General features: G+C 63.9%; 28 protein-coding genes. 22 read left to right on the plus strand and 6 right to left on the minus strand.

Features of this window, described 5'->3' with window-relative positions:
* Nucleotides 1–43: 43 nt before the first annotated feature.
* On the plus strand, nucleotides 44–370 hold the full coding sequence (locus FPZ08_RS01915) for a DUF1491 family protein (RefSeq protein WP_186767167.1): 327 nt from the start codon (nucleotides 44–46) through the stop codon (nucleotides 368–370).
* Between the two features lie 98 nt (nucleotides 371–468).
* On the opposite strand, the gene FPZ08_RS01920 is transcribed toward FPZ08_RS01915, so the two are convergent.
* On the minus strand, nucleotides 469–1,620 hold the full coding sequence (locus tag FPZ08_RS01920) for a DUF2336 domain-containing protein (RefSeq protein ID WP_186767168.1): 1,152 nt from the start codon (nucleotides 1,618–1,620) through the stop codon (nucleotides 469–471).
* 190 nt (nucleotides 1,621–1,810) lie between these two features.
* Here FPZ08_RS01920 and FPZ08_RS21805 point away from each other — a divergent pair, with 190 nt between their 5' ends.
* The 6 genes from FPZ08_RS21805 to FPZ08_RS01945 all read left to right on the plus strand — a co-directional run bounded on the left by FPZ08_RS21805 (nucleotide 1,811) and on the right by FPZ08_RS01945 (nucleotide 6,307).
* The gene (locus tag FPZ08_RS21805; protein ID WP_186767169.1) at nucleotides 1,811–1,981 is read left to right on the plus strand and encodes a hypothetical protein; all 171 of its coding nucleotides are present in this window, start codon (nucleotides 1,811–1,813) and stop codon (nucleotides 1,979–1,981) included.
* Entirely contained in the window at nucleotides 1,974–2,789 is an 816-nt protein-coding gene (locus FPZ08_RS01925) for a hypothetical protein (protein WP_146288423.1), read from the plus strand. Before FPZ08_RS21805 ends, FPZ08_RS01925 begins: the two co-directional genes overlap by 8 nt.
* Before the next feature lie 21 nt (nucleotides 2,790–2,810).
* Nucleotides 2,811–4,013 carry a chromate efflux transporter gene (gene chrA / locus FPZ08_RS01930; RefSeq protein ID WP_246132778.1) on the plus strand — a complete coding sequence of 401 codons (1,203 nt, stop codon included), beginning with the start codon at nucleotides 2,811–2,813 and terminating at the stop codon, nucleotides 4,011–4,013.
* A 38-nt stretch (nucleotides 4,014–4,051) separates the two neighbouring features.
* The gene (locus FPZ08_RS01935; protein WP_425457566.1) at nucleotides 4,052–5,110 is read left to right on the plus strand and encodes a D-alanine--D-alanine ligase family protein; all 1,059 of its coding nucleotides are present in this window, start codon (nucleotides 4,052–4,054) and stop codon (nucleotides 5,108–5,110) included.
* A gap of 65 nt (nucleotides 5,111–5,175) precedes the next feature.
* Nucleotides 5,176–5,556, plus strand: a complete 381-nt coding sequence (locus tag FPZ08_RS01940) for a GFA family protein (protein ID WP_146288426.1) — start codon at nucleotides 5,176–5,178, stop codon at nucleotides 5,554–5,556.
* A gap of 19 nt (nucleotides 5,557–5,575) precedes the next feature.
* Entirely contained in the window at nucleotides 5,576–6,307 is a 732-nt protein-coding gene (locus tag FPZ08_RS01945) for a hypothetical protein (protein ID WP_146288427.1), read from the plus strand.
* Nucleotides 6,308–6,543: 236 nt separating this feature from the next.
* Here FPZ08_RS01945 and FPZ08_RS01950 read toward each other — a convergent pair whose 3' ends face one another.
* The 3 genes from FPZ08_RS01950 to FPZ08_RS01960 form a co-directional block, all read right to left on the minus strand.
* The gene (locus tag FPZ08_RS01950) at nucleotides 6,544–7,113 is read right to left on the minus strand and encodes a DUF1254 domain-containing protein (protein WP_146288428.1); all 570 of its coding nucleotides are present in this window, start codon (nucleotides 7,111–7,113) and stop codon (nucleotides 6,544–6,546) included.
* The gene (locus FPZ08_RS01955) at nucleotides 7,104–7,676 is read right to left on the minus strand and encodes a DUF1214 domain-containing protein (RefSeq protein WP_146288429.1); all 573 of its coding nucleotides are present in this window, start codon (nucleotides 7,674–7,676) and stop codon (nucleotides 7,104–7,106) included. The genes FPZ08_RS01950 and FPZ08_RS01955 overlap by 10 nt, the downstream gene beginning before the upstream one ends.
* Before the next feature lie 464 nt (nucleotides 7,677–8,140).
* Nucleotides 8,141–10,363 carry a transglycosylase domain-containing protein gene (locus FPZ08_RS01960; protein ID WP_246132779.1) on the minus strand — a complete coding sequence of 741 codons (2,223 nt, stop codon included), beginning with the start codon at nucleotides 10,361–10,363 and terminating at the stop codon, nucleotides 8,141–8,143.
* A gap of 134 nt (nucleotides 10,364–10,497) precedes the next feature.
* Here FPZ08_RS01960 and FPZ08_RS01965 point away from each other — a divergent pair, with 134 nt between their 5' ends.
* The 11 genes from FPZ08_RS01965 to FPZ08_RS21810 all read left to right on the plus strand — a co-directional run bounded on the left by FPZ08_RS01965 (nucleotide 10,498) and on the right by FPZ08_RS21810 (nucleotide 19,556).
* Nucleotides 10,498–10,953: a YcgN family cysteine cluster protein gene (locus FPZ08_RS01965; RefSeq protein ID WP_146288430.1), complete on the plus strand. Its 456-nt coding sequence runs from the start codon at nucleotides 10,498–10,500 to the stop codon at nucleotides 10,951–10,953.
* A gap of 282 nt (nucleotides 10,954–11,235) precedes the next feature.
* On the plus strand, nucleotides 11,236–11,898 hold the full coding sequence (locus tag FPZ08_RS01970) for a diguanylate cyclase domain-containing protein (RefSeq protein ID WP_186767170.1): 663 nt from the start codon (nucleotides 11,236–11,238) through the stop codon (nucleotides 11,896–11,898).
* A gap of 346 nt (nucleotides 11,899–12,244) precedes the next feature.
* Entirely contained in the window at nucleotides 12,245–13,501 is a 1,257-nt protein-coding gene (locus FPZ08_RS01975) for an Hsp70 family protein (protein WP_146288432.1), read from the plus strand.
* Nucleotides 13,502–13,778: 277 nt separating this feature from the next.
* Entirely contained in the window at nucleotides 13,779–14,165 is a 387-nt protein-coding gene (locus tag FPZ08_RS01980; RefSeq protein ID WP_146288433.1) for a DUF2147 domain-containing protein, read from the plus strand.
* Between the two features lie 277 nt (nucleotides 14,166–14,442).
* Complete coding sequence (locus FPZ08_RS01985; protein ID WP_146288434.1) at nucleotides 14,443–14,871, plus strand: hypothetical protein; 429 nt, start codon at nucleotides 14,443–14,445, stop codon at nucleotides 14,869–14,871.
* A 79-nt stretch (nucleotides 14,872–14,950) separates the two neighbouring features.
* The gene (locus tag FPZ08_RS01990; protein WP_146292865.1) at nucleotides 14,951–16,138 is read left to right on the plus strand and encodes a DNA-packaging protein; all 1,188 of its coding nucleotides are present in this window, start codon (nucleotides 14,951–14,953) and stop codon (nucleotides 16,136–16,138) included.
* 346 nt (nucleotides 16,139–16,484) lie between these two features.
* A complete protein-coding gene (locus FPZ08_RS01995; RefSeq protein ID WP_146288435.1) occupies nucleotides 16,485–16,673 on the plus strand; it encodes a hypothetical protein in 189 nt (62 codons plus the stop codon).
* Nucleotides 16,674–17,160: 487 nt separating this feature from the next.
* Entirely contained in the window at nucleotides 17,161–18,321 is a 1,161-nt protein-coding gene (locus FPZ08_RS02000) for a phage portal protein (protein WP_146288436.1), read from the plus strand.
* A gap of 3 nt (nucleotides 18,322–18,324) precedes the next feature.
* A complete protein-coding gene (locus tag FPZ08_RS02005) occupies nucleotides 18,325–18,735 on the plus strand; it encodes a hypothetical protein (RefSeq protein ID WP_146288437.1) in 411 nt (136 codons plus the stop codon).
* On the plus strand, nucleotides 18,735–19,382 hold the full coding sequence (locus FPZ08_RS02010) for a hypothetical protein (protein ID WP_146288438.1): 648 nt from the start codon (nucleotides 18,735–18,737) through the stop codon (nucleotides 19,380–19,382). Before FPZ08_RS02005 ends, FPZ08_RS02010 begins: the two co-directional genes overlap by 1 nt.
* A 6-nt stretch (nucleotides 19,383–19,388) precedes the next feature.
* Entirely contained in the window at nucleotides 19,389–19,556 is a 168-nt protein-coding gene (locus FPZ08_RS21810; protein ID WP_186767171.1) for a hypothetical protein, read from the plus strand.
* Between the two features lie 177 nt (nucleotides 19,557–19,733).
* On the opposite strand, the gene FPZ08_RS02015 is transcribed toward FPZ08_RS21810, so the two are convergent.
* The gene (locus FPZ08_RS02015; protein WP_246132780.1) at nucleotides 19,734–19,916 is read right to left on the minus strand and encodes a DUF2442 domain-containing protein; all 183 of its coding nucleotides are present in this window, start codon (nucleotides 19,914–19,916) and stop codon (nucleotides 19,734–19,736) included.
* On the minus strand, nucleotides 19,864–19,995 hold the full coding sequence (locus FPZ08_RS22235) for a DUF2442 domain-containing protein (RefSeq protein ID WP_246132943.1): 132 nt from the start codon (nucleotides 19,993–19,995) through the stop codon (nucleotides 19,864–19,866). Before FPZ08_RS22235 ends, FPZ08_RS02015 begins: the two co-directional genes overlap by 53 nt.
* Before the next feature lie 185 nt (nucleotides 19,996–20,180).
* On the opposite strand from FPZ08_RS22235, the gene FPZ08_RS02020 reads away from it, so the two are divergent.
* The 4 genes from FPZ08_RS02020 to FPZ08_RS02030 are packed head-to-tail and all read left to right on the plus strand — an operon-like array spanning nucleotide 20,181 to nucleotide 22,222.
* Nucleotides 20,181–20,369 (plus strand): hypothetical protein, encoded by a 189-nt coding sequence (locus tag FPZ08_RS02020; RefSeq protein ID WP_146288439.1) that lies wholly within the window; start codon nucleotides 20,181–20,183, stop codon nucleotides 20,367–20,369.
* 4 nt (nucleotides 20,370–20,373) lie between these two features.
* Nucleotides 20,374–20,502, plus strand: coding sequence for a hypothetical protein (locus FPZ08_RS22560; RefSeq protein ID WP_281285659.1), 129 nt, complete (start codon nucleotides 20,374–20,376; stop codon nucleotides 20,500–20,502).
* Entirely contained in the window at nucleotides 20,502–20,990 is a 489-nt protein-coding gene (locus FPZ08_RS02025) for an HK97 family phage prohead protease (RefSeq protein WP_146288440.1), read from the plus strand. The genes FPZ08_RS22560 and FPZ08_RS02025 overlap by 1 nt, the downstream gene beginning before the upstream one ends.
* Before the next feature lie 11 nt (nucleotides 20,991–21,001).
* Nucleotides 21,002–22,222, plus strand: a complete 1,221-nt coding sequence (locus FPZ08_RS02030; RefSeq protein ID WP_146288441.1) for a phage major capsid protein — start codon at nucleotides 21,002–21,004, stop codon at nucleotides 22,220–22,222.
* The last annotated feature ends 121 nt before the right edge of the window (nucleotides 22,223–22,343 follow it).

The following is a 22,343-nucleotide window of genomic DNA, read 5'->3' on the forward strand; positions in this document are numbered from 1 at the left end:
CTGCCATGAACAGCACGACCTTACCGGCCCGCGCATGAGGGCCTTGCGCAGCGATTTGTGGTGCGGCGTTTTCGTTCGCCGCCACAACGATCTCGGCAATATGTGCGTGGTGTCGCGCCGCGGCGACCCCATTGCCGGACAGGTGTTCATCGAGGTCGATCACCTCGATGGCACGCGCTCGCTGTTCACGCCGGCCCCGATGGCCAGCCGCCAGGACGATGCCAGCCTGGTGTTCCAGCGCCGCTTCAACCGGGTCGAGCCGCCCAGGGTGACCGAGCGCATCGACCAGGAGGTCAACTTCGACCCGGACCTGTGGGTGTTGAGCCTGGATTTGCGCGGGGATGATGTGGGGATCGAGGTGATTCAGTAGTCCTCATGGTGAGCCGGTCGAACCATGAGGGCGTGGCACGATAGCTCCACTCGCTCGACCTCGTGGTTCGACAGGCTCACCATGAGGTCTTTGTCGGCTCAACTCGCGCGGCGGGCGCCGATGCGGGCCAGGGCTTCGATGGCCTGGTCGACCACCGGATTGTGGGCCGGGGCCAGCGTATTGGCCGGAGCACGGCGCGGGGCCGCTTCCACGAAGGGCTTGTATTCGGGCTTGTTGAGCTCGAGCAGGTTCACCTCGCCGCGCCAGGCGCTCATCAGGTAAGCCATTGATTCCGGGGTCACATTGCCGAACAAAGTGGCGAAATCAGCCAGCGCGCGGGAGCGCTCGCTGTCATGGCTGGTGGCGTGGATCAGCACCTTGAGCCCGTCATAGGCGGTGCAGCCGAAGGCGCGCAGGATGACGAAGAGCGAGGCGCCGGTGACGTCATGCGCGATCTGGCCGCAACGAACTTCGTCGAGCCCGCTGATCTGGGACAGCAAGCGCGTGACTTCGGGGCGGCGATTTTCGGAGAAGAGCTTCATCAGCGCCTTGGTCAATTCGGCATTGGCGACGGTGAGCTGTTCGATGGTCTTGCTGATCGGCGCCTTGGGCGTTTCGCGATGGGCAAAGGCCTGGATGACCTTGACCCGGTCGATATCGGAAAGATCGAAGAAAGCCGGGGCCAGCAGGGCGGCGTCGAAGTCGCTGCGCTTGGCCAGCGACTCGGCGACCATGTGGTCCATCTGCGCCGAGCGGGCCAGGGCGCTGAGATAGGCGCCGCGCGGCACGATCGCCGTATTGGCGGCGAGGGCCCGGTAAACCTTGCGCGAATTCATCTGGAACAGCTTGGCCAGCACGACATTGGTGAGGTCGGCGCGGGCGGCAATGGTGGCGGCGCCCGGCACGTCATAGCGGGCGATAATGTCGAGCATGGTGGGCTCGGAAAGCTCGACGGCGCCGGACAGGAACTGGTTGAGGTCTTCCCCGATATTGTCGACCACGAGCTGCTCGAGGGCAGGGGACAGCATTTCGGCACGACCCAGTATGGCAGCGCCCTTGGCGCGGGCCTGCGGACCGGCAATGGGGAAGAGCCGGCCGGCCAGCGCTTCGAACTGTTCCATTTCGGGAGCGGTCGGCTTGCCGCGCCGCGCATAGGCATCGCAGGCTGCGATCAGCAAGGTATTCGTACGATCGACGCCACCCGTCTCGATGAGCAGTTGAAACGTCTCGTAGGGCTGAAAACCAAGCATATCTGGGGGACCGTCTATCCGGAATCGCATCACATTCGATGCGCATTCACTCTTGCCGCGAATTCGTTAGCAGACTGTTAACCTTGACGATCTCTTAATGACCCTACGCGAGGGGCGTCGCGCGACTGATTTGCAACGCGAAACCGTGGCCTCCATTGGGAATGGGGGAGCGAGGGAACTGGAGGCAGGCTTGGGAAAGCTCGTCAAATTCGATCAGCGGGCGAAAGCCGCAAAGGCTGGGGCAACCACGCCCGGCAACGCCCAGATCCTGATTTTCACCGGGGTACGTTATGAGCGCGGGATTTCGCAGCCGCCAAACACCAGGCTCGATCCTACGCGGCCCAAGCGCAAGCGTGGATAATTTCTTTCGCCTGGCCGGCGCTCTGGCCCTGGTGGCCGTGCTGGCCGGCTGCGTGGCGCGCCCCGTCGGCGATTTCGGTCGCGCCGCGCCGAGCTGGACCCATGACACGGCCATGCCCGCCGCCGGCAACTTCATCGCTGGCAATCGCGGCGAGCCGGTTTCGAGCTTCAACAAGACCGACCAGGAAGACGAGATGCATGACCGCGTCTGGCGCTTCCTGGTGGCTGTTCATGCCAAGGACTGGCAATTTGACGGCGCCGTGGAACTGCAGCGCACGCGCATCGTGCGGCCGCGCGACGAGCGCTTCACCATCGAGCGCTATTACAACTGGCTCAAGACCACGCAGTATCAATCCTCGCGCACGCGCTATGCCACGGTGGGGCGGCATGTAACGGCTGATATCGACACGCTGCCCACGACCTTCACCGCCATCTGCAAGGTGATCGAGATCGACCGGCAGCGCGCCATTGCCTATGGCGGGCTGGGCCACGACCTGCCGCCGCGGCTGGCCGAGGAAGTGGCGGCGCGGAAATATGAGAATGACGCTTTTATCGACTGGTTCGTGCGGGCGCTGAACTATCGCTATTCGAGCTATGACTATGCGCTCGATAACCTCTTGGTCGAAACCCCGCATGAGCAATCGCTGGCGGTGGACGAGGCGCTGCGGCGCATGGCGGTGTTCTTGAACCGCGCCAATCGCCGCGATTTCTGTGCGTCACCGGGCGGGCATCCGGGTGGGGGCGGTGGTGTCGTCATACCGTCACGCTTCCAGAATATCGGCGACACCGAGATTGTGCTGCCGAAATAGGGCGGTGACTTGGGGGTGGGCGTGGAGAGAACAGCGAGAACCGGCGCGGCCGGCGAAGTGTTTCTCGCTTTCCTCAAGCTGGGCCTGACCTCGTTCGGCGGGCCGATTGCCCATCTCGGTTATTTCCGCGACGAGATCGTGGTGCGGCGGCGCTGGCTGGGCGAGGCCGAATATGCCGACCTCGTGGCTTTGTGCCAGTTTCTGCCCGGACCGGCTTCGAGCCAGGTCGGCTTTGCGCTGGGGCTGTATCGGGCCGGGCCGCTGGGAGCTCTGGCGGCCTGGGCGGCATTCACCTTGCCATCGGCTGCCCTGCTGGTGATTTTCGCGCTGGGCGCGGGCCTGCTGGATGGGCCGGTGGCGCAGGGCGTGCTGCATGGCTTGAAGCTGGTGGCCGTGGCAGTAGTGGCGCAGGCCGTGTGGGGCATGGCGCGCAGCCTGACGCCGGACCGGCAAAGGGCGACGATTGCCGTGGCAGCGGTGGCCGTGACGATCCTGTTGGCTGGATCGCTGGGGCAGGTATCGGCCATAGTGCTCGGGGGACTGGCCGGGCTGGTCTTTTGCCAGGATGGGGCGGCATTGGCCGCGCCGGTGACGCGCTTTCCGGTGAGCCGGGCGGCTGGCGTGGCGTGCCTGGTGCTGTTTGCCGTGCTGCTGGTTGGCCTGCCGGTGCTGGCCGCGGCGGTGAATGCGCATGGGCTGGACCTGTTCGATGCCTTCTATCGCGCCGGTGCGCTGGTGTTTGGCGGCGGACATGTGGTGCTGCCGCTGCTCGATGCCGGGACGGTGGTCAGCGGCTGGGTGAGCAAGGATGCGTTTCTCGCCGGCTATGGCGCGGCGCAGGCGGTGCCGGGACCGCTCTTCACCTTTGCCGCCTATCTGGGCGCGGCAGGCGGCCCGGCGCCGAATGGGGTGCTCGGCGCGGCTATTGCGCTGGTGGCGATCTTCCTGCCCGGCATACTGCTGCTGGTGGGGGCGCTGCCCTTCTGGGACGGGCTGCGGGCACTGCCGCTGGCACAGGCTGGCATGCGCGGGGCCAATGCGGCGGTGGTGGGGATACTCGGGGCGGCGCTTTATGATCCGGTTTGGATCAGCGCCGTGCTGGACCCGCTGGATTTTGCGCTGGCGCTGACCGGATTCGTGGCCCTTGTGGCGTGGAAGGCGCCGCCCTGGACGGTCGTGCTGCTGCTGGCGCTGGCCGGCGGGGTGACCGGCGCGCTCGGATAGGCCACAAGACTGCATGGCGAGTCGGTCAGGAGATGGTCATGGGTGAACGGGTGCGGATCGCGGTGCTGTTTGGCGGACGGTCGGCCGAACACGATGTTTCGGTACTGTCGGCCACCAATGTGCTGGCTGCGCTGGACCCCGCCCGTTACGACGCCGTGTCTGTTTTCGTGACGCGCGAGGGGCAGTGGTTGCTCAGCAGTTTTGAAAACGGTGTGCCGGCCCAGCCGGAGAGGGGCACGGAAATCTGCCTTGTGCCGGGTGGACGCGGGCGCGTGCTGGCGGTTCCGGCCGATGGCGCGGCTTATGCCTTGCCCGATATCGACATCATCTTTCCCGTGCTGCATGGGCTGTGGGGCGAGGATGGCTCGGTGCAGGGGCTGGCCGCGGTGGCGCGCGTGCCGCTGGTGGGCTGTGGCATTGCCGGATCGGCCAATGCGCTCGACAAGGACCTTGCCAAGAGGCTGCTGAAAGAGGCGGGCACGCCCGTCGCTGCCTCGGTGACTATTGTGCCGGATGCGGCGCCTGATTTCGTCGCCCTGCAGGATGCGCTGGGCCTGCCGATCTTCATCAAGCCGGCGCGGCAGGGCTCGTCGGTGGGGGTCAGCAAGGTGACGTCGGAAGCCGATTACCAGGCCGCGCTGGCGGAAGGCTTCAAGCATGACAGCAAGCTGCTGGCCGAGGCCTTCATTGCCGGCCGCGAAGTGGAATGCGCCGTGCTGGAGGACAGGCATGCGGGCCTGTTCGTGTCGCGAATGGGCGAGATCGTACCGGCGGCAAGCCATGGTTTTTACACCTATGAGGCCAAGTATATCGACGCCGACGGCGCGGTTTTGCTGGTGCCGGCCAGCCTGCCCGAAGCGGTGGAAGCCGACATGCAGGCCGCGGCAGCCAGGGCGTTCCGCGCGCTGGGCTGCGATGGCATGGCGCGAGTGGATTTCTTCGTGACCGAGGACCTGACCTTCCTGGTCAACGAGATCAACACCATTCCCGGCTTCACCGATATCAGCATGTATTCCAAGGTGATGGAGGCCAGCGGCGTCGGCTATGCGCAGGTGATCGACCGGCTGGTGGAGCATGGACTGGCGCGGGGCGGCTGAGCGGCGGCAGGATTGCACGCTGCCGGTGGGGCGCTATTCTGCGTCGGTTGGCCGGAGGGGATGACATGCATAAGGGGTCTTGCCTGTGCGGCGCGGTGACCTTCACCGTCGAGGGTGACCTGGCGGCGCCGACAGCCTGCCATTGCACGAAATGCCGCAAGCATACCGGGCATTATGAGGCCGGGACGGATGTGAAGCGCAGCGCGCTCACCGTGTCCGGCGAGGAGAATGTGACCTGGTTCTGGTCGTCGGAAAAGGTGCGGCGCGGCTTCTGCGCCACCTGTGGCTCGTCGCTGTTCTTCGATCCGCCGCAGCGGGACTGGATCGGCATCTATATGGGCGCCTTCGACACGCCGACGCATGTGAAGCTGGCCATGCATATCTTCGTGGCCGACAAGGGCGACTATTACGACATTGCGGACGGGTTGCCGCAGAACCAGCAATGATGGTTGGAGATCGGTTTTGATGGACACGCCTGTGCTGACCGCCACGGTGCACGATCCGGTGGGGCGGCTTGCGCCGGCCACGCGACGGCTGGCTGGGTCGTTGCGCGGGGTTTTTCCGCATATCGCGCTGAATGTGTCGGATGCGACCAGGCCCGAAGTGCGGGCGGAGCTCGAGGCGCTGGGCGCAGACATCATGACCCATGCGGCGGGCGAGGCCATTATCGGCAAGGCGCGGCGCGATGCGGTGGCCATGGCGGCGGGGCGGCCGGCGCTTTATGCCGATTTCGACCATATGCTGCGCTGGATCGAGTGCGATCCGGAAGACCTGAGCCATGTGCTGGCCGAGCAGCCTGATGTCGACATGCTGGTGGTGGGGCGTTCGCCCGAGGCGCTGGCGCAGGGGCCGCAGCGCCTGCAGCAGAGCGAGCGGCTGGTCAACCATGTCCATGCCCTGCTGACCGGGGAGAACTGGGACCTGATGTTTGCCATTCGCCGCCTGTCGCCAGCGGCAGCCGCGCTGATCGTGCGGGAGAGCCGCGTCGATACGCTGGCCAATGATGTCGACTGGCCCCTGCTGGTGCGCGGAGCGGGGATGGTGCTGGGCTATGCCGAGTCCCATGCGCTGTTCTACCGGACGGTGGAGGAATTCGGCGACGCGGCAGACAGCGGCGACGGCGATCCGCTGCAATGGATCAGGCGGCTGGAATTCGCCGCGCAGCACGCCTCGGCGATGCGGCCTTATCTGCGATAGGGGACGCTGCAGTCTCTCTTCAAGGGATTGTTTTACTGAACTCATGCGCCGGCTAACCCTCTCCCCTTGTGGGAGAGGGTGGAAACCCGCGTCCAGCGGATTTCCGGGTGAGGGGCTGCGCTCGCCATGCTTCAATGCGGGCGGATAGCTCCAGCCCCCTCATCCGCCCTTCGGGCACCTTCTCCCACGAGGGGAGAAGGGGAAGGAGGCATTGACGCCCAAGGGCAGCACCTATTTCAAGGGGAGGTTGGGGCGCTACCCCTTGTGCCGCATTCGACTTCGGACAGTTCCTGCTCGAAGCGATGGCGCATGGCCTGGTGGGGTGGGGCGAGGCGAACCAGGATGAGGAGCTGGTCGCTGGTGGATTCGACGACGAGCAGGCCCTCGGCAATGTCGAGCTGCTGCTGGGCCAGGAGGCGCGTCTGGGCCGCGTTGAAAATGCCCAGCTCCAGCGTCTTGCCGATGCCGTCGCGATTGGTGGTCGAATAGGTGACGATGCCCGATGGATTGAACAAAGCCACCGACCAGAAGGCCTCGGGCAGCACGCCGCTGACATAGGCGGGGCCATTGCCTAGGTCGACGCGGCAGAGGCCATAGGCCAGGGCTGGATCGAGGCCCAGCGGATTGGGTTCGCCGGCCACGACGCGGGGCAGGATGACCATGCGGTTATCGGCATCGAGATCGGCCACGCGGCTCCACACCGACTGCTCGGCCAGAGCGGGGAGGGTGAGGATGACCACGATATGGATGATGCCGCCCAGCACCACGCCGCCCAGCAGCCAGAGCAGGAAGCGGATCATACGCATGCCCCCCTTATGATCGAGGGCATGGAGGCATCGCTGGAAAAGCCGGAAAAGGCGGCGGTGTCGTAGAGGGTCAGCACCAGCTTGAACGGGCCTTCGCCTGATAGTTCCAGCCAGTTGAGCGGCAGCAGGTCTGTGCCGACATTGATGATGATGGAGCCATCTTCGGCGCGGGCAATGGCGCTGCTGCGGATGGCGGCGGCAACATCGGGCGCGGCGATATTGAGGCCGGCTTCGTCCTGCGCCACCAGGGTCCAGAAGGTGGCGAGCGGGGTCTTGCCAAGAATGCGATAGCTGCAGTCGCGGGTAAGCGGCTGGCCGTCGCTATCCGACGTGGCGGTGAATTGCAGGCCCTCGGACTGGCCCAGTTCGAAGGCTGCGGTGCGCGCGAGATGGCCGCGCGTATAGGGATTGGGCGCATTGGCGCCGACATCGGGCCAGGCGGCCCATGGCCCGACTTGGGCCACGCCGAAGAGGCGACCATCGGTGAGGGCGTAATAGCTGAGGCCGAAACCGACCCCCAGCGCCACCGCGATCATCAACAGGAGATAGAAAACGAAGCGCACGGTTCAGCGGCTCGAAAATGCTGGAATCGGCATGGGCGGCGGAACCTGCGCGAAAGGACTGGACCGGTTGTAGCAAGGGGGGGCGGGGAGGCGGAAGGGCGAAGTGGCTTGCGGCCGACGCCTTGCCCATGAGATGAATGTGACGTCGATCCGGGAGTGATAATGTCTCCAGCAAAGGCCGAGCAAGTGAAGCTGACGGCCGGGTTATTGAACTCTTTGTCGTCCGGAACCATTTTAGCTGCGATAGTGGCTCCCTATATCGGCATGGGAATGGGGACGCTTAATCCCCAAAGCGACTTGCTAAATCTGACGGCACTCTCTGGATTGGGATTTGTCATCGGAATTGTGCTACACTTGGTAGCCAGGCGAAGCCTGCTCGACTTGGAGGACTGACATGACCAGTCTGATATTTTGGCTCTGGGGCCCCAGCCTTTTGCTCGCTGTTGCCGGCCTGGGGCTTTACCTCAACCGTCGAAACCGGATGCATCCCGGCGAGTAGTCCTGTCCTGATCAAACCAGAGCGTCGGTACTACATCCCCTGCGCTCGCACCGGCACGCTCGCCTGATGCCCTTCCGGCACCGCGGTTTCCAGCGTGGCGGCAAAGCGCCCGGCCAGGTCGACGAGTTTGCGGGCGGCGGCGGGGGTGAGGCTGGGGGGGGCGTTCGATGATTTCTTCTTCGAGCGCATTGGGGTCGGCTTCGGCGACCAGGGGCGGTTCGGGCACGAAATCGACGCCGAAAACCGGCAGGATCTCGATATTGGTATGGGCATAGGCCATGAATTTCTGCCAGGCCATGGCCGGCAGGCTGCCGCCGGTAAGGTTGCGGGTGGCATGATAGTCGTCATTGCCCATCCACACGGCGGCGACGTAATTGCCGGTAAAGCCGCAGAACCAGGCATCGCGATAGGATGAGGTGGTGCCGGATTTGCCGAGCACGGGCACGCCCTCGATGCGAGCGCGGGTGCCGGTGCCGCCGGTGATGACGCCGCGCAGCATGGAATTCATGTTGGCCACGGTGGTCTCGCTGAGCACGCGCTCGCGCGGGGCATCGGGATCGGCCTCATAGACCAATTCGCCATTGAGCGTGGTCATGCGGGTAATACCATAGCCCGGGGTCTTGTAGCCGTGATTGGCAAGCACGGCATAGGACGAGGTCATGTCCAGCACCGACACTGAGGCGACGCCGAGCGCCAGCGAGCGGGTGACAGGATAATCGGCCTGCAGGCCCATGCGGTGGCTGAGCGCGGCAATGGGCTCGCGGCCGGTCTTGATCGAGAGGGTGACGGGGACCGTGTTGAGCGACTGCGCGAAGGCGCTGGCCAGGGTGACCGTGCCTTTGTAGTTGCGGCCATAATTGACCGGGCACCAATCCCCGATGCAGACCGGGCGGTCGGTGATGAGATCGGCCGGAGTCAGGCCCAACTGCTCGAAGGCCTCGGAATAGACGAAGATCTTGTAGGCCGAGCCGGGCTGGCGGGTGGAGACGATGGCGCGATTGAACTGGCTCTTGGCATAGTCGGTGCCGCCGACCATGGCGCGGATGGCGCCCTGGGTATCGGTGACCACCATGGCGGCCTGGCTGACATCGTATTGCGCGCCCTGTTCGAGAATGGTCGAGACCACCGCTTCTTCGGCATATTTCTGCAACGTCGTGTCGATCGTGGTGCGGACCACGAAATTGTTGGTGGCGTGGTGATGCGTCTCGATCAGGTCCTTGGATTGCTCGAAGGCCCAATCGAGGAAGTAATTGGGGGAATTGGCATCGTCGGCCCGGCTGATCGGGGTGGCCGGGTGGCGCCGCGCCGCGGTGACCTGGCCCTCGGTGAGGAAGCCGGCGGCCACCATGTTGGACAGCACCAGATTGGCGCGCCCGCGTGCGGCGGCGAGATCGACATGCGGCGCATAGCGGGTCGGGGCCTTGAACAGGCCGGACAGCATGGCGGCCTCGGCCAGGTTGATGTCCTGCACCTTCTTGCCGAAGTAATAATCGGAGGCGGCCACGACGCCGAAATTGCCGCCGCCCATATAGGCGCGGTCGAAATAGAGCTTGAGGATCTGGTCCTTGGAATAGTGCCATTCCAGCCAGACGGCGAGGAAGGCCTCGATGATCTTGCGCTCCAGCGTGCGCTCGGAGGAGAGGAAGAGGTTCTTGGCGAGCTGCTGGGTGATGGACGAGCCGCCCTGGGTGGAATTGTCGCCCGCCGCATTGCTCATCAGCGCGCGCAATGTGCCGACTACGTCGATGCCGAAATGCTCGTAGAAGCGCCGGTCCTCGGTGGCCAGCGTCGCCTTGAGCAGGTAATCGGGCATGTCGTCGAGGGCGACGGAATCGTCGGAACGGATGCCGCGGCGGCCGATTTCGGTGCCAAAACGATCCTGGAACAGGACCGAATAATCCTCGGCCTTGTTGAATTCACCCGATGCGGTGGCATCGAAGGCGGGCAGGGCCAGGGCGGCCATCAGCACGCAGCCGATGGCGAAGAAGGAAAAACCGTCGCTGAGCACTTCCACGAAGGCGCGGCGGATGCCGGCGACATGGAAGATCGACATGAAATCCTGGAAGCGGGTATAGCCGCGGCCCAGCGCCTGCCAGAATTCGTAGAGCGAGGAATCCAGCCACGCATCGGCGGCGAGCATGCCGCCCGATTTCTTGCGCTTTTCCTTGGTATAGAACGGATCCTGCACCAAATGTCCCCGGAGCTGGTTTCACGGACTGTTGTCCGCAAGCGGCGATCAACGCAATGCAATCGCTGGAATATGATTGCCTTGCGACGCCGACAAGGGCAAACCGACAACAAGCTTAGCAGCACTGAGTTAAGATGGCCTTCTGGGAAGAAAAAACGCTGGACGAAATGACCGACGCGGAGTGGGAAGCGCTCTGCGACGGCTGCGGCCGCTGTTGCCTCATCAAGCTCGAGGACGAGGATTCGGGGCTGTTGATTACCTCGGACGTGCGCTGCCAGCTGCTCGACGGCGATAGCTGCACCTGCACCGACTATCCCAACCGGCAGGCCAAGGTGCCCGACTGCATCAAGCTGACGCCGCAGAATGTACGGGAAATTCCCTGGATTCCCACGACTTGCGCCTATCGCCGCATTGCCGAAGGCAAGGGCCTGGCCTGGTGGCACCCGCTGGTCTCGGGCGATCCGCAGACGGTGGTGGATGTCGGCGTCTCGGCGCGGGGCCGGACTTTTGCGGAACAGGACGTGGCGCCCGGCGAATGGGAAGAGCACGCGGTGGACTGGCCGGAATGGGAGCCACCGGAGCAGCTTTAGCGTGCATTGATTTTCGCGTGATGGCGATGCTTCCGGTGCACGCTCCGCTCCGGTTCTCGAAACCCGCTATTTTCGACTCGCCTAGCGCGAAGCTCAACACACGCTGCATGAGCTGGAAACCAGGCCATGGCCTGGTGAGCGGGCACGAAAAACCAGGCTGTAGCCTGTAGGTGCTGACAGGAGATGGCGTGTCCCTGTCCTTTCTCCCCTAAGTATTTACACGTCGTTAACCATTCCTGTGGCCTGATCCCGCCGAGCGCGAGCCTAGGATGGGCGATGACCATGACCGACACCGCGATTATCAAAGAGCAGAGCGAGCCGTTCTGGACCCGGGTCCGGGCGGCTTTGGCGCTGTTGCGGCCTGTGCCGCAGGAGCGGGTGCCGGCCTATGGGCAGGCGGCCATTGCGCGGTCCATCGGCATGAAGCCCAAGCTGGGCGAGCGGATCGAGGGCGAACTGGTGCGCGGCTGGAATCACGCGGCGGCGCGGCATGTGTCGCTGAGCCTGCTGGTGATCGAGATCGACCGTTTCGCCGACTATTTTACCGCCTATGGCAAGGCCGACGCGGATCGGTGCCTGCTGACCGTGATGCGGGCCATTGCCGACGTGCTGCCGCGGGAAGGCGATAGCTGCCTGCGCATGGGCAATGCCGGCTTTGTCATCGTGCTGCCCGACATGCCGGCGCTGATGGCGCGGGCGACGGCCGGCAAGATTGCCGAAGCGGTGCGGCAACTGGCCATGCCACACAAGGAAAGCCATGCCGGTGTGGTGACGCTGGGGATGGGACTGGCCGTGAGCAATCCGCGCGGCGGTTATGACAAGAAATTCTTCGAGGCCGGTGCCGAGGCGCTGAAGAAGGCTCGTCGCCGGGGCATGGGACGCATCGAGGGTGTGGATTTGCGGCCGGCGCAGGAGCGCAAAAGGAAACCGGCACGCGCTGCGTGATCGCGATTCCGCGCAGAACCGCGTGGCTAATTTTCCTTCTTGGGAGAAGGCTCCCCGAAGGGGCTATCCATAAGCATTGAAGCATGGGCGAGCGCAGACCCCTCACCCGTAATTTCCTCTGAACGAGGAAATTACCCCCTCTCCGCAAGGGGCGAGGGGTGGCTCCACTCTGGTCTATGTGGCTCCATTTCTGCTGATAGTGCTGGTCCGGCTTGCCAGCTCTCGCGTGAGCCACTAAGAAGCCCGTCCCAATTCTTGCCTGTCGCGTTTTTCGAACCGGAAAGTGGTGTCCACTTTTCGGGAGGCGCTTTCGCGCCGGCGGGCGCATTCCCTCTGGATGGTAGCCATGACCCTCGTTTGCGGCCTCGACTTCGGCACGTCCAATTCGACCATTGCGCGGCGCGATAGCGGCGGCGTGCCGCAATTGCTCAAGCTCGAGGATGGCCGCGAGACCATTCCCAGCGTGATCTTCTTCGGCTTCGAGGATGACAGAATGCATTTCGGCCGGCAGGCGGTGGCCGAATATGTCAGCGGCGCCGAAGGACGGCTGATGCGTTCGCTCAAGAGCGTGCTGGGCACCAGCCTGATCGGGGACACGACACGGGTCAAGGCGCGCAGCTATGGCTTTATCGAGATATTGGGTATTTTCATCGGCGAACTGAAACGACGGGCCGAGGCGGAGCTGGGGGGCGCGGTTGCTACGGTGGTCTGCGGGCGGCCGGTGCATTTCGTCGATGACGATCCGGTGGCCGATGCGGCGGCGCAGAGCCAGCTCGAAAGCGCGGTGCGGGCGCAGGGCTTCCGGCAGGTCGATTTCCAGTTTGAGCCGATTGCGGCAGCGCTGGATTATGAGCGGCAGGTGACGGCGGAGCGGCTGGCGCTGATTGTCGACCTGGGTGGCGGCACATCGGACTTTTCGGTGGTGCGGGTATCGCCGGAGCGGGCGCGGGCGGCGGAGCGGGGTGACGATATTCTGTCGACCGCCGGTGTGCATGTCGGCGGCACGGATTTCGACCGGCTGCTGTCCATGGGCAAGGTGATGCCCGAGCTGGGGCTGGGCACACGGACGCTTGACGGTAAGCGGCACCTGCCGGTGGCGCCCTATCATGACCTTTCTACCTGGCACCGGATCAACCGGCTCTATACGGCGCAGACCCTGCGCGACCTGCGCGGCACGCGGCGCGAGGCGCGGGTGCCCGAGCGGGTGGAGATGATGATCGAGCTGATCGAGGACCGGCTGGGGCACCGGCTGGTCGGCGCGGTGGAGGCGGCCAAGATCGCGCTATCGGATGCAGCCACGACGGATTTCGCCTTTCCGGTGCGCGACAGGCGGATCGAGACCACGATTGAGATCAGTGACTTGACCACGGCGCTGCACAATTCGGTGGAGCGCATTGAATCAACGATTGAAGAAGCGTTGCGGCGGGCAGGGGCGGCGGCAGGGGCGATCGATAGCCTGATCCTGACGGGGGGGTCGACGCAGGTGCCTGTCATTGCCGGGCGGTTGCGGGCGCTGTTTCCCGAGGCGGAACTGGTGCGCACGGATGTGTTGGGGAGCGTGGGGCTGGGCCTGGCGCTGGATGCGGCACGGAAGTTCGGGTGAGAGCGTACCCGCGCAACATACGCGATCGTCATCCTCGGGCTTGACCCGAGGACACTTCACTTGCTGGGTGCGCTGCAAAGTACAGAGCCCTCGGGTCAGGCCCGAGGGTGACGCCCGGTGGATGGGGCGCCGGCGCAGGTCATGCACATGAACCCAAACTAAACGCCCGGTTCGCGGCGGGTTCAGTGCAGTCGTGGCATTGGCACGGTCAACCAAACCCATTCACGCCGTGGCGCCCTTGCGGGCCGGCCTTCGGCGTGCCGTCGAGGAGACGACCATGACTGTTGCAAAGACCATTGCCGCCGCCGTTCTGGCCCTTTGTGCCGCGGCCCCCGCTTTCGCCCAGGACCCGACGCCAGTCGGCACCTGGCAGACCACGACCGGTGAGTCGCGCTATGCCGTGAGCTATTGCGGCGATGGCACCGCGCTCTGCGCCAAGCTGACCTGGCTGCGCAAGGATGCCCAGACCCCGGAAAACCTGGCGCTGCTCAACGAATATGTGGTGCAGGGCGCCCGGGCCACCGCCGAGAACAAGTGGCGCGGCACGGTGAAATACGAGGGCCATACCGTGTCCGGCTCGGTGACACTGGTGGGTACCGACCAGATGAGCCTTTCCGGCTGCCAACTGATCGCCTGCCGCAAAGTGGATTTCGTGCGGATCTGATTTTCGGCGGAATGCCGGAAATTTTGGGCCCCGTTGCGCTGCAGCGGGGCTTTGTTTTTTCCGAGGTTCAGCCGACCTTCCCTCCCCTTGTGGGGAGGGATCGAGGGTGGGGGTGCCATGCGTGCCGGACTCGTGGAGAGAACCCCCACCCGACCCCTTCGGGCCTCCCTCCCCACAAGGGGGAGGGAGGGCGCCGGTGGTGGGTTCCTGCATCCGGGTCTCGGCTGGAACTTATCCATCTTATCCCCGCGTCACGGTGGTCCTGTATAGTTCAGGCATGGTCACGAAATTGGGTCACGAGGCGGAGCCGGGGGCTCCGATCCGCTGGGATATCGTCCGGGCGGAATATGAGGGCCGCCACTTCCTGCCCGCCGTCATCTGCGAGCGCCACGGCATCACGCTGGCGCAATTGCGCTATCGGCGGGAGGTCGAGGGGTGGCCCAGCATAAGGGCACGCGTGGTGCGCCAGGAAGACCTGGTGGCGCGGATGCTCAAGGTTCTCGACAAACAGATAAGACGACTGGAGGCGGCGGTGGACGAACCGATCGACAAGCAGGCCAATGTGCTGAGCATACAGGCCAAGACACTCGACAAGCTGATCGAGATGGGCGCGGCGCAACCCAATGTGGAGCCGCCGACCAAGAAGGACATGACCGACCTGCGCAACAAGCTGGCCAAGCGCATTGAGCAATATCGCAACCGCTAGCCCGCCGGAGCGCCTGTTCGTCGATCAGCCGAAGCTGACCCCGCAGGAGTTTGCCGATCGCGTAGCCGATGCGGAGGCAATGTATTTCGACTGGAACTCGTGGGCGCTGGACAAGCAGCGCCCGCCGGAGGGCGACTGGACCACCTGGCTGCTGCTGGGTGGGCGCGGCTCGGGTAAGACACGGGCCGGTGCCGAATGGGTGCGCAGCCTGGTGGCGCAGAAAATCGGGCCGATTGCCCTGGTGGGCGAAACCATGGCCGAAGCCATTTCCATCATGGTGCGCGGGGAGAGCGGTATATTGAATGTGTGCTCCGAAAAGGAGCGACCGACGCTGCGGGGGCAGCGGCTGATCTGGCCCAATGGGGTCGAGGCTGCGGTGATGTCGGCATCGGACCCGGACCGGTTCCGCGGGCCGCAATTTGCGGCAGCCTGGTGTGACGAGGTTGCGAAATGGCCGCATGGCGAAGACGCCTGGGACCAGTTGCAATTCGGCCTGCGCCTGGGCGACCGGCCGCGGCAGATGGCGACGACGACACCGCGCCCGACGCGGCTGCTCAAGCGGCTGCTGGGGGACAAGCATACTGTGGTGACGCATATGGCGACGGCGGAGAACGGGGCGCAACTGGCGCCGCAATTTCTCGATGCGGTGGTGGCGCGCTACCAGGGCACGGTACTCGGGCGGCAGGAACTCGATGGCGAATTGATCGAGGACCTGCCCGGCGCATTGTGGCAGCGCGGCATGTTCCGGGCCTTTGCGGGCGGGAATATCGAGCGCATCGTGGTGGCGGTGGACCCGCCGGTGACGGGGAATGCGAGCTCGGATGCCTGCGGCATCGTGGTGGCCGGACGGGTGGGCGAGGGCGTGGCAGTGCTGGAAGATTGCACGCTGAAACAGGTGCGACCGCTCGACTGGGCGCGGCGGGCCGTGGCGGCCTATGTGGCGCATGATGCCGATGCCATCGTGGTGGAGGTGAACCAGGGCGGCGACATGGTGCCTGGTGTCATCGCGCAGGTCGATGCTCAAGTGCCGGTGCGGACGGTGCGGGCCAGCCGCGGCAAATGGAGCCGGGCCGAGCCGGTGGCGGCGCTCTATGCCCGCGGGCTGGTGAGCCATGCTGCGGGACTGACCGCGCTGGAAGACGAGATGTGCAGCTTCGGCGTGGGTGGATTGAGCGACGGCCACTCGCCGGATCGCGTGGATGCGCTGGTCTGGGCGGTGACGGAATTGCTGTTGAATGAGACGAGGCCGCAGGTGCGGGGGCTTTAGATGATGAGCGGTTTCAACGTTCAAAATGCCTGATGTGGAAATAGCGATGACGCACACGAAAGCGTCGCCCAGCTTGGACAAACACTCTTGGCTTAGCCCTCCGGTTCCCGTACGGTCCATTATCCTGTCAAGGATGAGGGGGAGATCATGCAATGGCGCATGCCAGATGTGGCTTTTTGATCATAGAAATGCCTGAAACCCTGTGTTAGGCAATTCTTACGATCAAGACCGAGCGTTCAGCCCTGGTTAACCCTGCAGCCCTGATACTTCTGGAACACATGGCCGTGCGTGGCGTTGAATGCATGCGCGCGAGGACCATATCTCCTTTGAAAGGAGGGCAGTCATTATGAGTAGCATGAAAAAGACCGCCGCCGCTGAAAACAACCACGGTCGTAAGTTCCCTGCTGAAGCTTACGAATGGAACGATGACGTGACCAAGGACGCCGTTGACAAGGTGCGTGAGGATGCGCGCCGGTACCTTGATAAGGGCGATTGGGAAGTCATCGATGGCTTCGGACGTAACTCCACCCGCTGAATGGTTCAAGCGCCCTCCAGCGGCGCTTGACATCGTAACCTGTCGCTACCCTGAAACGCAGCCCGAGCCTGGTGGACCGAAACTCCGCCCGGCTCTTGTTTTGAGCGTGTTGCGAGACAGAAACATGGGCATGATCGCTTTGCGCATCGCCTATGGTACAACCATCTCAAACTTATGCAGCGTTCTGAAAGTGACCTCATCGTGCAGAACGCTGAGGACATGCGTATCATCGGTCTTCCCCGGGCAACCCGGTTCGACCTCGAAGAATTGGTCATTCTTCCCTGGTGCCCGCCCCATTTTGATTGTTGGGAGGGGTATGAGACGCCGAAAATTGGTCAGTTGACCGAGCCATACGCCAAGGACTTGGCGTGGCTTATGCTCAAACGAGATCAGCGCGGCTAAAGTCGGACAGCCGTAGCGCCCAATTCCTTTCCAGCAAAAGACCTCGGCCAGTCCGGGGTTTTTGCTTTGCGTCAAGGACAGAGACATGAACTGGATCAGCCGCCTGCTGGGCGGGCAGACGAACACGCCTGATGAACGGAAGTCGTTCGGCGGGCATACGCTGCTGAGCCTCAACCAGCTCGGGGCAGCGAACTGGAGCCAACGGGGTTTTGCCAGCCTGGTGAACCAGGGCTTTGCGCGCAACCCGGTGGTGTATCGCTGCGTGCGATTGATCGCCGAGGCAGCCAATCGGGTGCCGTTGGTGGTGAGCGAGGGCGGCCAAAGGGTGGATGAGCATCCGCTGGCGACGCTTTTGGCGCGGCCCAATGGGCGGCAATCGGGCGGGGAAATGCTCGAGGCGGTCTATGCCTATCTGCAGACGGCGGGGAATGCCTATCTGCAGGCGGGGGTGGTCGATGGCGAGGTGAAGGGGCTGTTCTGCCTGCGGCCGGACCGCATGAAGGTGGTGGCCGGGGCCGATGGCTGGCCACAAGCCTATGACTATACGGCCGGTGGGCGGACCATGCGGCTGCGCCAGGATGGCGGGCCGGTGCCATCAGTGCTGCATATGGCGCTGTTTCATCCGATGGACGACCATTACGGCATGGCGCCGCTGGAGGCGGCGCAGACCAGCCTCGACATCCACAATGCCGCTGGGCAGTGGAACAAGGCTTTGCTCGACAATGCGGCGCGGCCTTCGGGTGCGCTGGTCTATTCGGCGGGCGGGCAGAGCCTGCGGGCCGACCAGTTCGAGCGGCTCAAGGCGGAGCTGGAGCAGAACTTTTCCGGCGCGGGCAATGCCGGGCGGCCGATGCTGCTCGAGGGCGGGCTCGACTGGAAGACCATCGCGCTCAGTCCGCGCGACATGGATTTCATCGAGGCCAAGCATGCCGCGGCGCGCGACATCGCGCTGGCCTTCGGTGTGCCGCCCATGCTGCTCGGCATTCCCGGCGACAATACCTATGCCAACCTGGCCGAGGCCAATCGCGCTTTGTGGCGGCAGACGCTGATCCCGCTGGTGGTGCGGGTGGCCGACGAGTTGAGCAACTGGCTATCGCCGGCTTTCGGCGGCGCGGTGGTGAGCCCCGATTTCGACGGCGTGGAAGCGCTGGCCGAGGACCGGGCAGCCCTGTGGAGCCGGGTGGGCGGCGCGGATTTCCTCACCGACGCGGAGAAGCGGGCGATGTTGGGGATCGGGGAGCGCTGACCAATGACGCGGCCCATACGTTCAATACTGCGGGCGATTGCTGCCGTTCGGTTTGCGACCCTGGAGATCAAATTCGATCTGCTGCTTCGAGCATTGGAGCGGCGCTATCGACCCGACCAGCCGAGAGCGCCGAAAGGCACGCCGGATGGCGGGCAGTGGATCGACGACCTGTTCAGCGCCAGCCAACAGGCACTGGCGGCGACAGAACGTGTTCGGGTGGCGGCCGGACCAAAGTGTGACGGGTTTTCCAGTGGCTGTCAGCTTGGCGGCAGTTTTGGTACAACCGGAATGTACCGTATTTTTGGCAAGACGCTGTGTCGGAGTTGCGCTCTTAAGATACTGGGGATTGAGAACCTGCCCCACATTGAGCAGCAAGAGACTCTGGGCCGCTTCGACTCGATGGGACAGAAATGATGTCTAGGCAACAGGCACTTTCAGCTATCGCTGTTGGGGACTTGATTTATGGCATTCGGGAGGATGGCCGGCCCGACTTATTGCTGGTTTACAGCGCCGACATCACCGGGTTTCTGGCTCGGAACGTGCCCAACCAAACGACGTTCAGGTTTGGGCGCGACGGCGAAGGACGCCGGATTGAAGACGGTCGGGGTTGCACGATCGTCTCCACCGCCAAGTTGCCCCCTGATCTGCAAGAGGTTGCGATTGGTTTGGACCGACGGATGGGATCCAACCCTGAATATCCCGACTCCAGAGTCACAGAAGACGAAATCCGCCTGGTATTGACCCACGACGAGTTTTTCGAGGCGCGCTTGCTGCCAGGAATGGAGGGTCTTGTGCGCAGAGCTCAGAAGCTGCGCGGGGTCGAGAAAATCCTGATGGTGGACTGGGACCCCGCCCATGCGCGGGATAACCCACCCTTTCCGAACCAATACCACGATAGCATACCGGCATTGGTGGACCTACTGGGGAAGGCACCTTCGCAGAACGATGTGGCGCGATTTCTGGCCGACCTTGCGTCCCAGCATCTAAGGTCGGCCAATGTGATCGAGCGAACCGATGCCGCCGCCGCCAGCCTGTTGCGGCTTCGTGAAACCTGGCCCTGACAAAGGATGTTGCGCATCACCAACATCTCCATATCAGATCGTGCCGCCGAAGTGGTGGACCGGCTGTGGGTGACGTTTCGGCCGCAGGAGCCGGGCGATGTGTTCGCGCTGGCATATATGTCGAGCTTTACGGAAGCCGACGGATCGACCGTGGATGGATTCACGCCCGGATAGACAGCTTATTCCCTGGCACCGGATGGCCTGGCCAGTGTGTGGCTCATTGCACAGCCGGCCGGGGCGCCCCAGTTCTACTTCATGCCGAAGTTCGATTGGAGCTGATGAGCACTATCGCGTAGACCTGGCCAGCGAGGCGTTTGAGACGTTTTCGATAGGGCCGGCAAAGGCTGACGTTTAGGCGGCGCGGGTCTGGCGATGGCCTGCGAGCAGGCCGCGTACCGAAATGTCTTCGTCGATGGCGGGCCAGTTTATGCCTTCGCCGCGACCGATCAGGCGCCAGTTGGAGCGGTCAGTATCCGATGCGTCACGCAGGCGGGGGGAACCATTCGACGGGCACCGAGAGTTGGCGGCCGTCATCAAGGATGACGCGCAAGACCGTGGCCGTGACGGCGACGTCAACGGCAAGCGGTTCAGTCTGCAGCGTCAAAGTGGTCATGACGCCATCAGAGCGCATTTGTCTGGGGGACAAAGGGTCTTCCACAACCACCGCACGTCATCCTCGGGCTTGACCCGAGGACGTTGCACTCACCGAACGTTCCGCAAGTTCAATTCCCTCGGGTCAGGCCCGAGGGTGACGATTGGGGTTGGGTGGACTGCAGCGGTTTCAAAGGAGAATCCACCATGGACGACTTAACCAGAACCGTCATCGAGCGGGGCGATCTCGCGCACCTTGCGCTGTTCCTGTGGGCGAGCGGCGCGAGTGCGCTGCTGGTGTGGAGCCTGCGCGAGATGGCCAAGGTGAATCAACACTTCAACGACTTCGTGCAGGAGATCGCGAGTTTGAATCGGCTTTTCAGGAAGGATGACTAAGCCCATGGCCAATAAGCAGAATCGGGAGAATGCGCAGCAGACCTTCCGGCAATTTGCCTGGAACCTGGCGGGGACGCTGGCCGGCGCCAAGGCGGGGACACGACCAGCGCAGGCCAAGCCGGGAAAGCGCTGATGCAGAAACTTTCCGAGTCCATTCCCATCGACGGCGAGGGGCGGTTTTCGGGCTATGCCAGCATTTTCAACCGGCTCGACAGCGGCGGCGATATCGTCATGCCGGGGGCGTTCAGCAAGAGCCTCGGCAAACGGCGCGATCGCATCAGGCTGCTGTTTCAGCATGACCCCAAGGAGCCCGTCGGCACCTGGGACACGATTGGGGAAGATGCCCATGGGCTGTTCGTCGCCGGGCGGCTGGTGCCTGATGTGCCGCGGGCCGATGCGCTGCGGCGGCTGATCAGAAACGGGGCGCTGGACGGGCTTTCCATCGGCTTTCGCACCGTGCGGGCCACCCGCGAGGGTGGCCACCGCAAGCTGTGGCAGGTGGACCTGTTCGAAATCTCGATCGTGACCTTTCCGATGATGGAGGACGCGCGGATCGCGCCCTCCTTCTATTCGACCGGCGCCGCCATCGTGGCCGCCACCAACACTATCCGCAACCGATAAGGACAGATTGCATGGACATGACCAGTGACGGCCTTGAAACCAAGGCCGGCGCAGGGAGCGACGTTGGCGCGCTCTTTGCCGAATTTTCGCGCGCCTTCGAGGAATTCAAGGCCACCAACGACCAGCGGCTCAAGGATATCGAGAAGCGTGGTTCGGCCGATGGGCTGATCGAGGGCAAGATCGAGCGGCTCAACGCCGTGCTCGACGGGCAGAAGGCGGCCATGGACCGCGTGCTGGTGGAGCGCGCCCGTCCGCTGCTGGACGGCAAGGCCGCCCATGACGACGGCGAATACAAGCACGCCTTTTCCGCCTATGTGAAGCGCGGCGAGGAAAAGGCGCTGTCGGTCGGCGTCAATGCCGATGGCGGCTATGTGGTGCCGGGGGAGACCGAGACGGAAATCACGCGGCTGATGACGGCCGTGTCGCCCATTCGCGCCATTGCGGGCGTGCGGCAGGTTTCGGGTTCGGTCTACAAGCGGCCGATTTCGGTGACGGGACCGGCCACGGGCTGGGTGGGTGAGACGGCTTCGCGGCCGACGACCAATAGCCAGACGCTGGCGGAACTGAGCTACCCGACCACCGAACTCTATGCCATGCCAGCGGCCACTTCGGCCTTTCTCGACGATGCGGCGGTGGATGTGGGCCAGTGGATCGCCGACGAGGTCAACGCCGCCTTCGCGGCGCAGGAAACCACGGCTTTCGTCACCGGCAACGGCACCAACAAGCCGACCGGGTTCCTCGCGGCGCCCACGGTGGCGGAGGGCAGTTGGGAATGGGGCAAGCTGGGCTATGTCGCTACCGGCACGGCCGGGGCATTGCCATCCAGCAATGCCAGCGACGTGCTGATCGACCTGGTCTATGCGCTCAAGGCCGGCTATCGCCAGAATGCGAGCTGGGTGATGAACCGCAAGGTGCAGGGCGCCCTGCGCAAGCTCAAGGATTCCGACGGCAACTATATGTGGCAGCCGGCGCAGACGGCGGATGGCAGGGCACGCTTCATGGGTTTCGACCTAGTCGAGGCCGAGGACATGCCCAACATTGGGGCGAACTCGCTGTCGGTGGCGTTTGGCGACTTCCGCCGCGGCTATCTGATCGTAGATCGCCAGGGCGTCAGCGTGCTGCGTGACCCGTTCAGCAGCAAGCCTTATGTGCTGTTCTATACGACCAAGCGTGTGGGCGGCGGGGTTGCGGACTATGATGCGATCAAGCTGCTGAAATTCGCGGCCTCGTAAGGACCGGCGAGGTGTAAGCCCCTCCCCCTTGAGGGGAGGGGTTGGGGTGGGGGTGTCGGCGGTTCAACGCATATCGAGCTTGTGAAAGCCCCGACACCCCCACCCTTGATCCCTCCCCTCA

Origin of the sequence: Devosia ginsengisoli (assembly GCF_007859655.1) — a bacterium.
Lineage (GTDB): Bacteria > Pseudomonadota > Alphaproteobacteria > Rhizobiales > Devosiaceae > Devosia > Devosia ginsengisoli.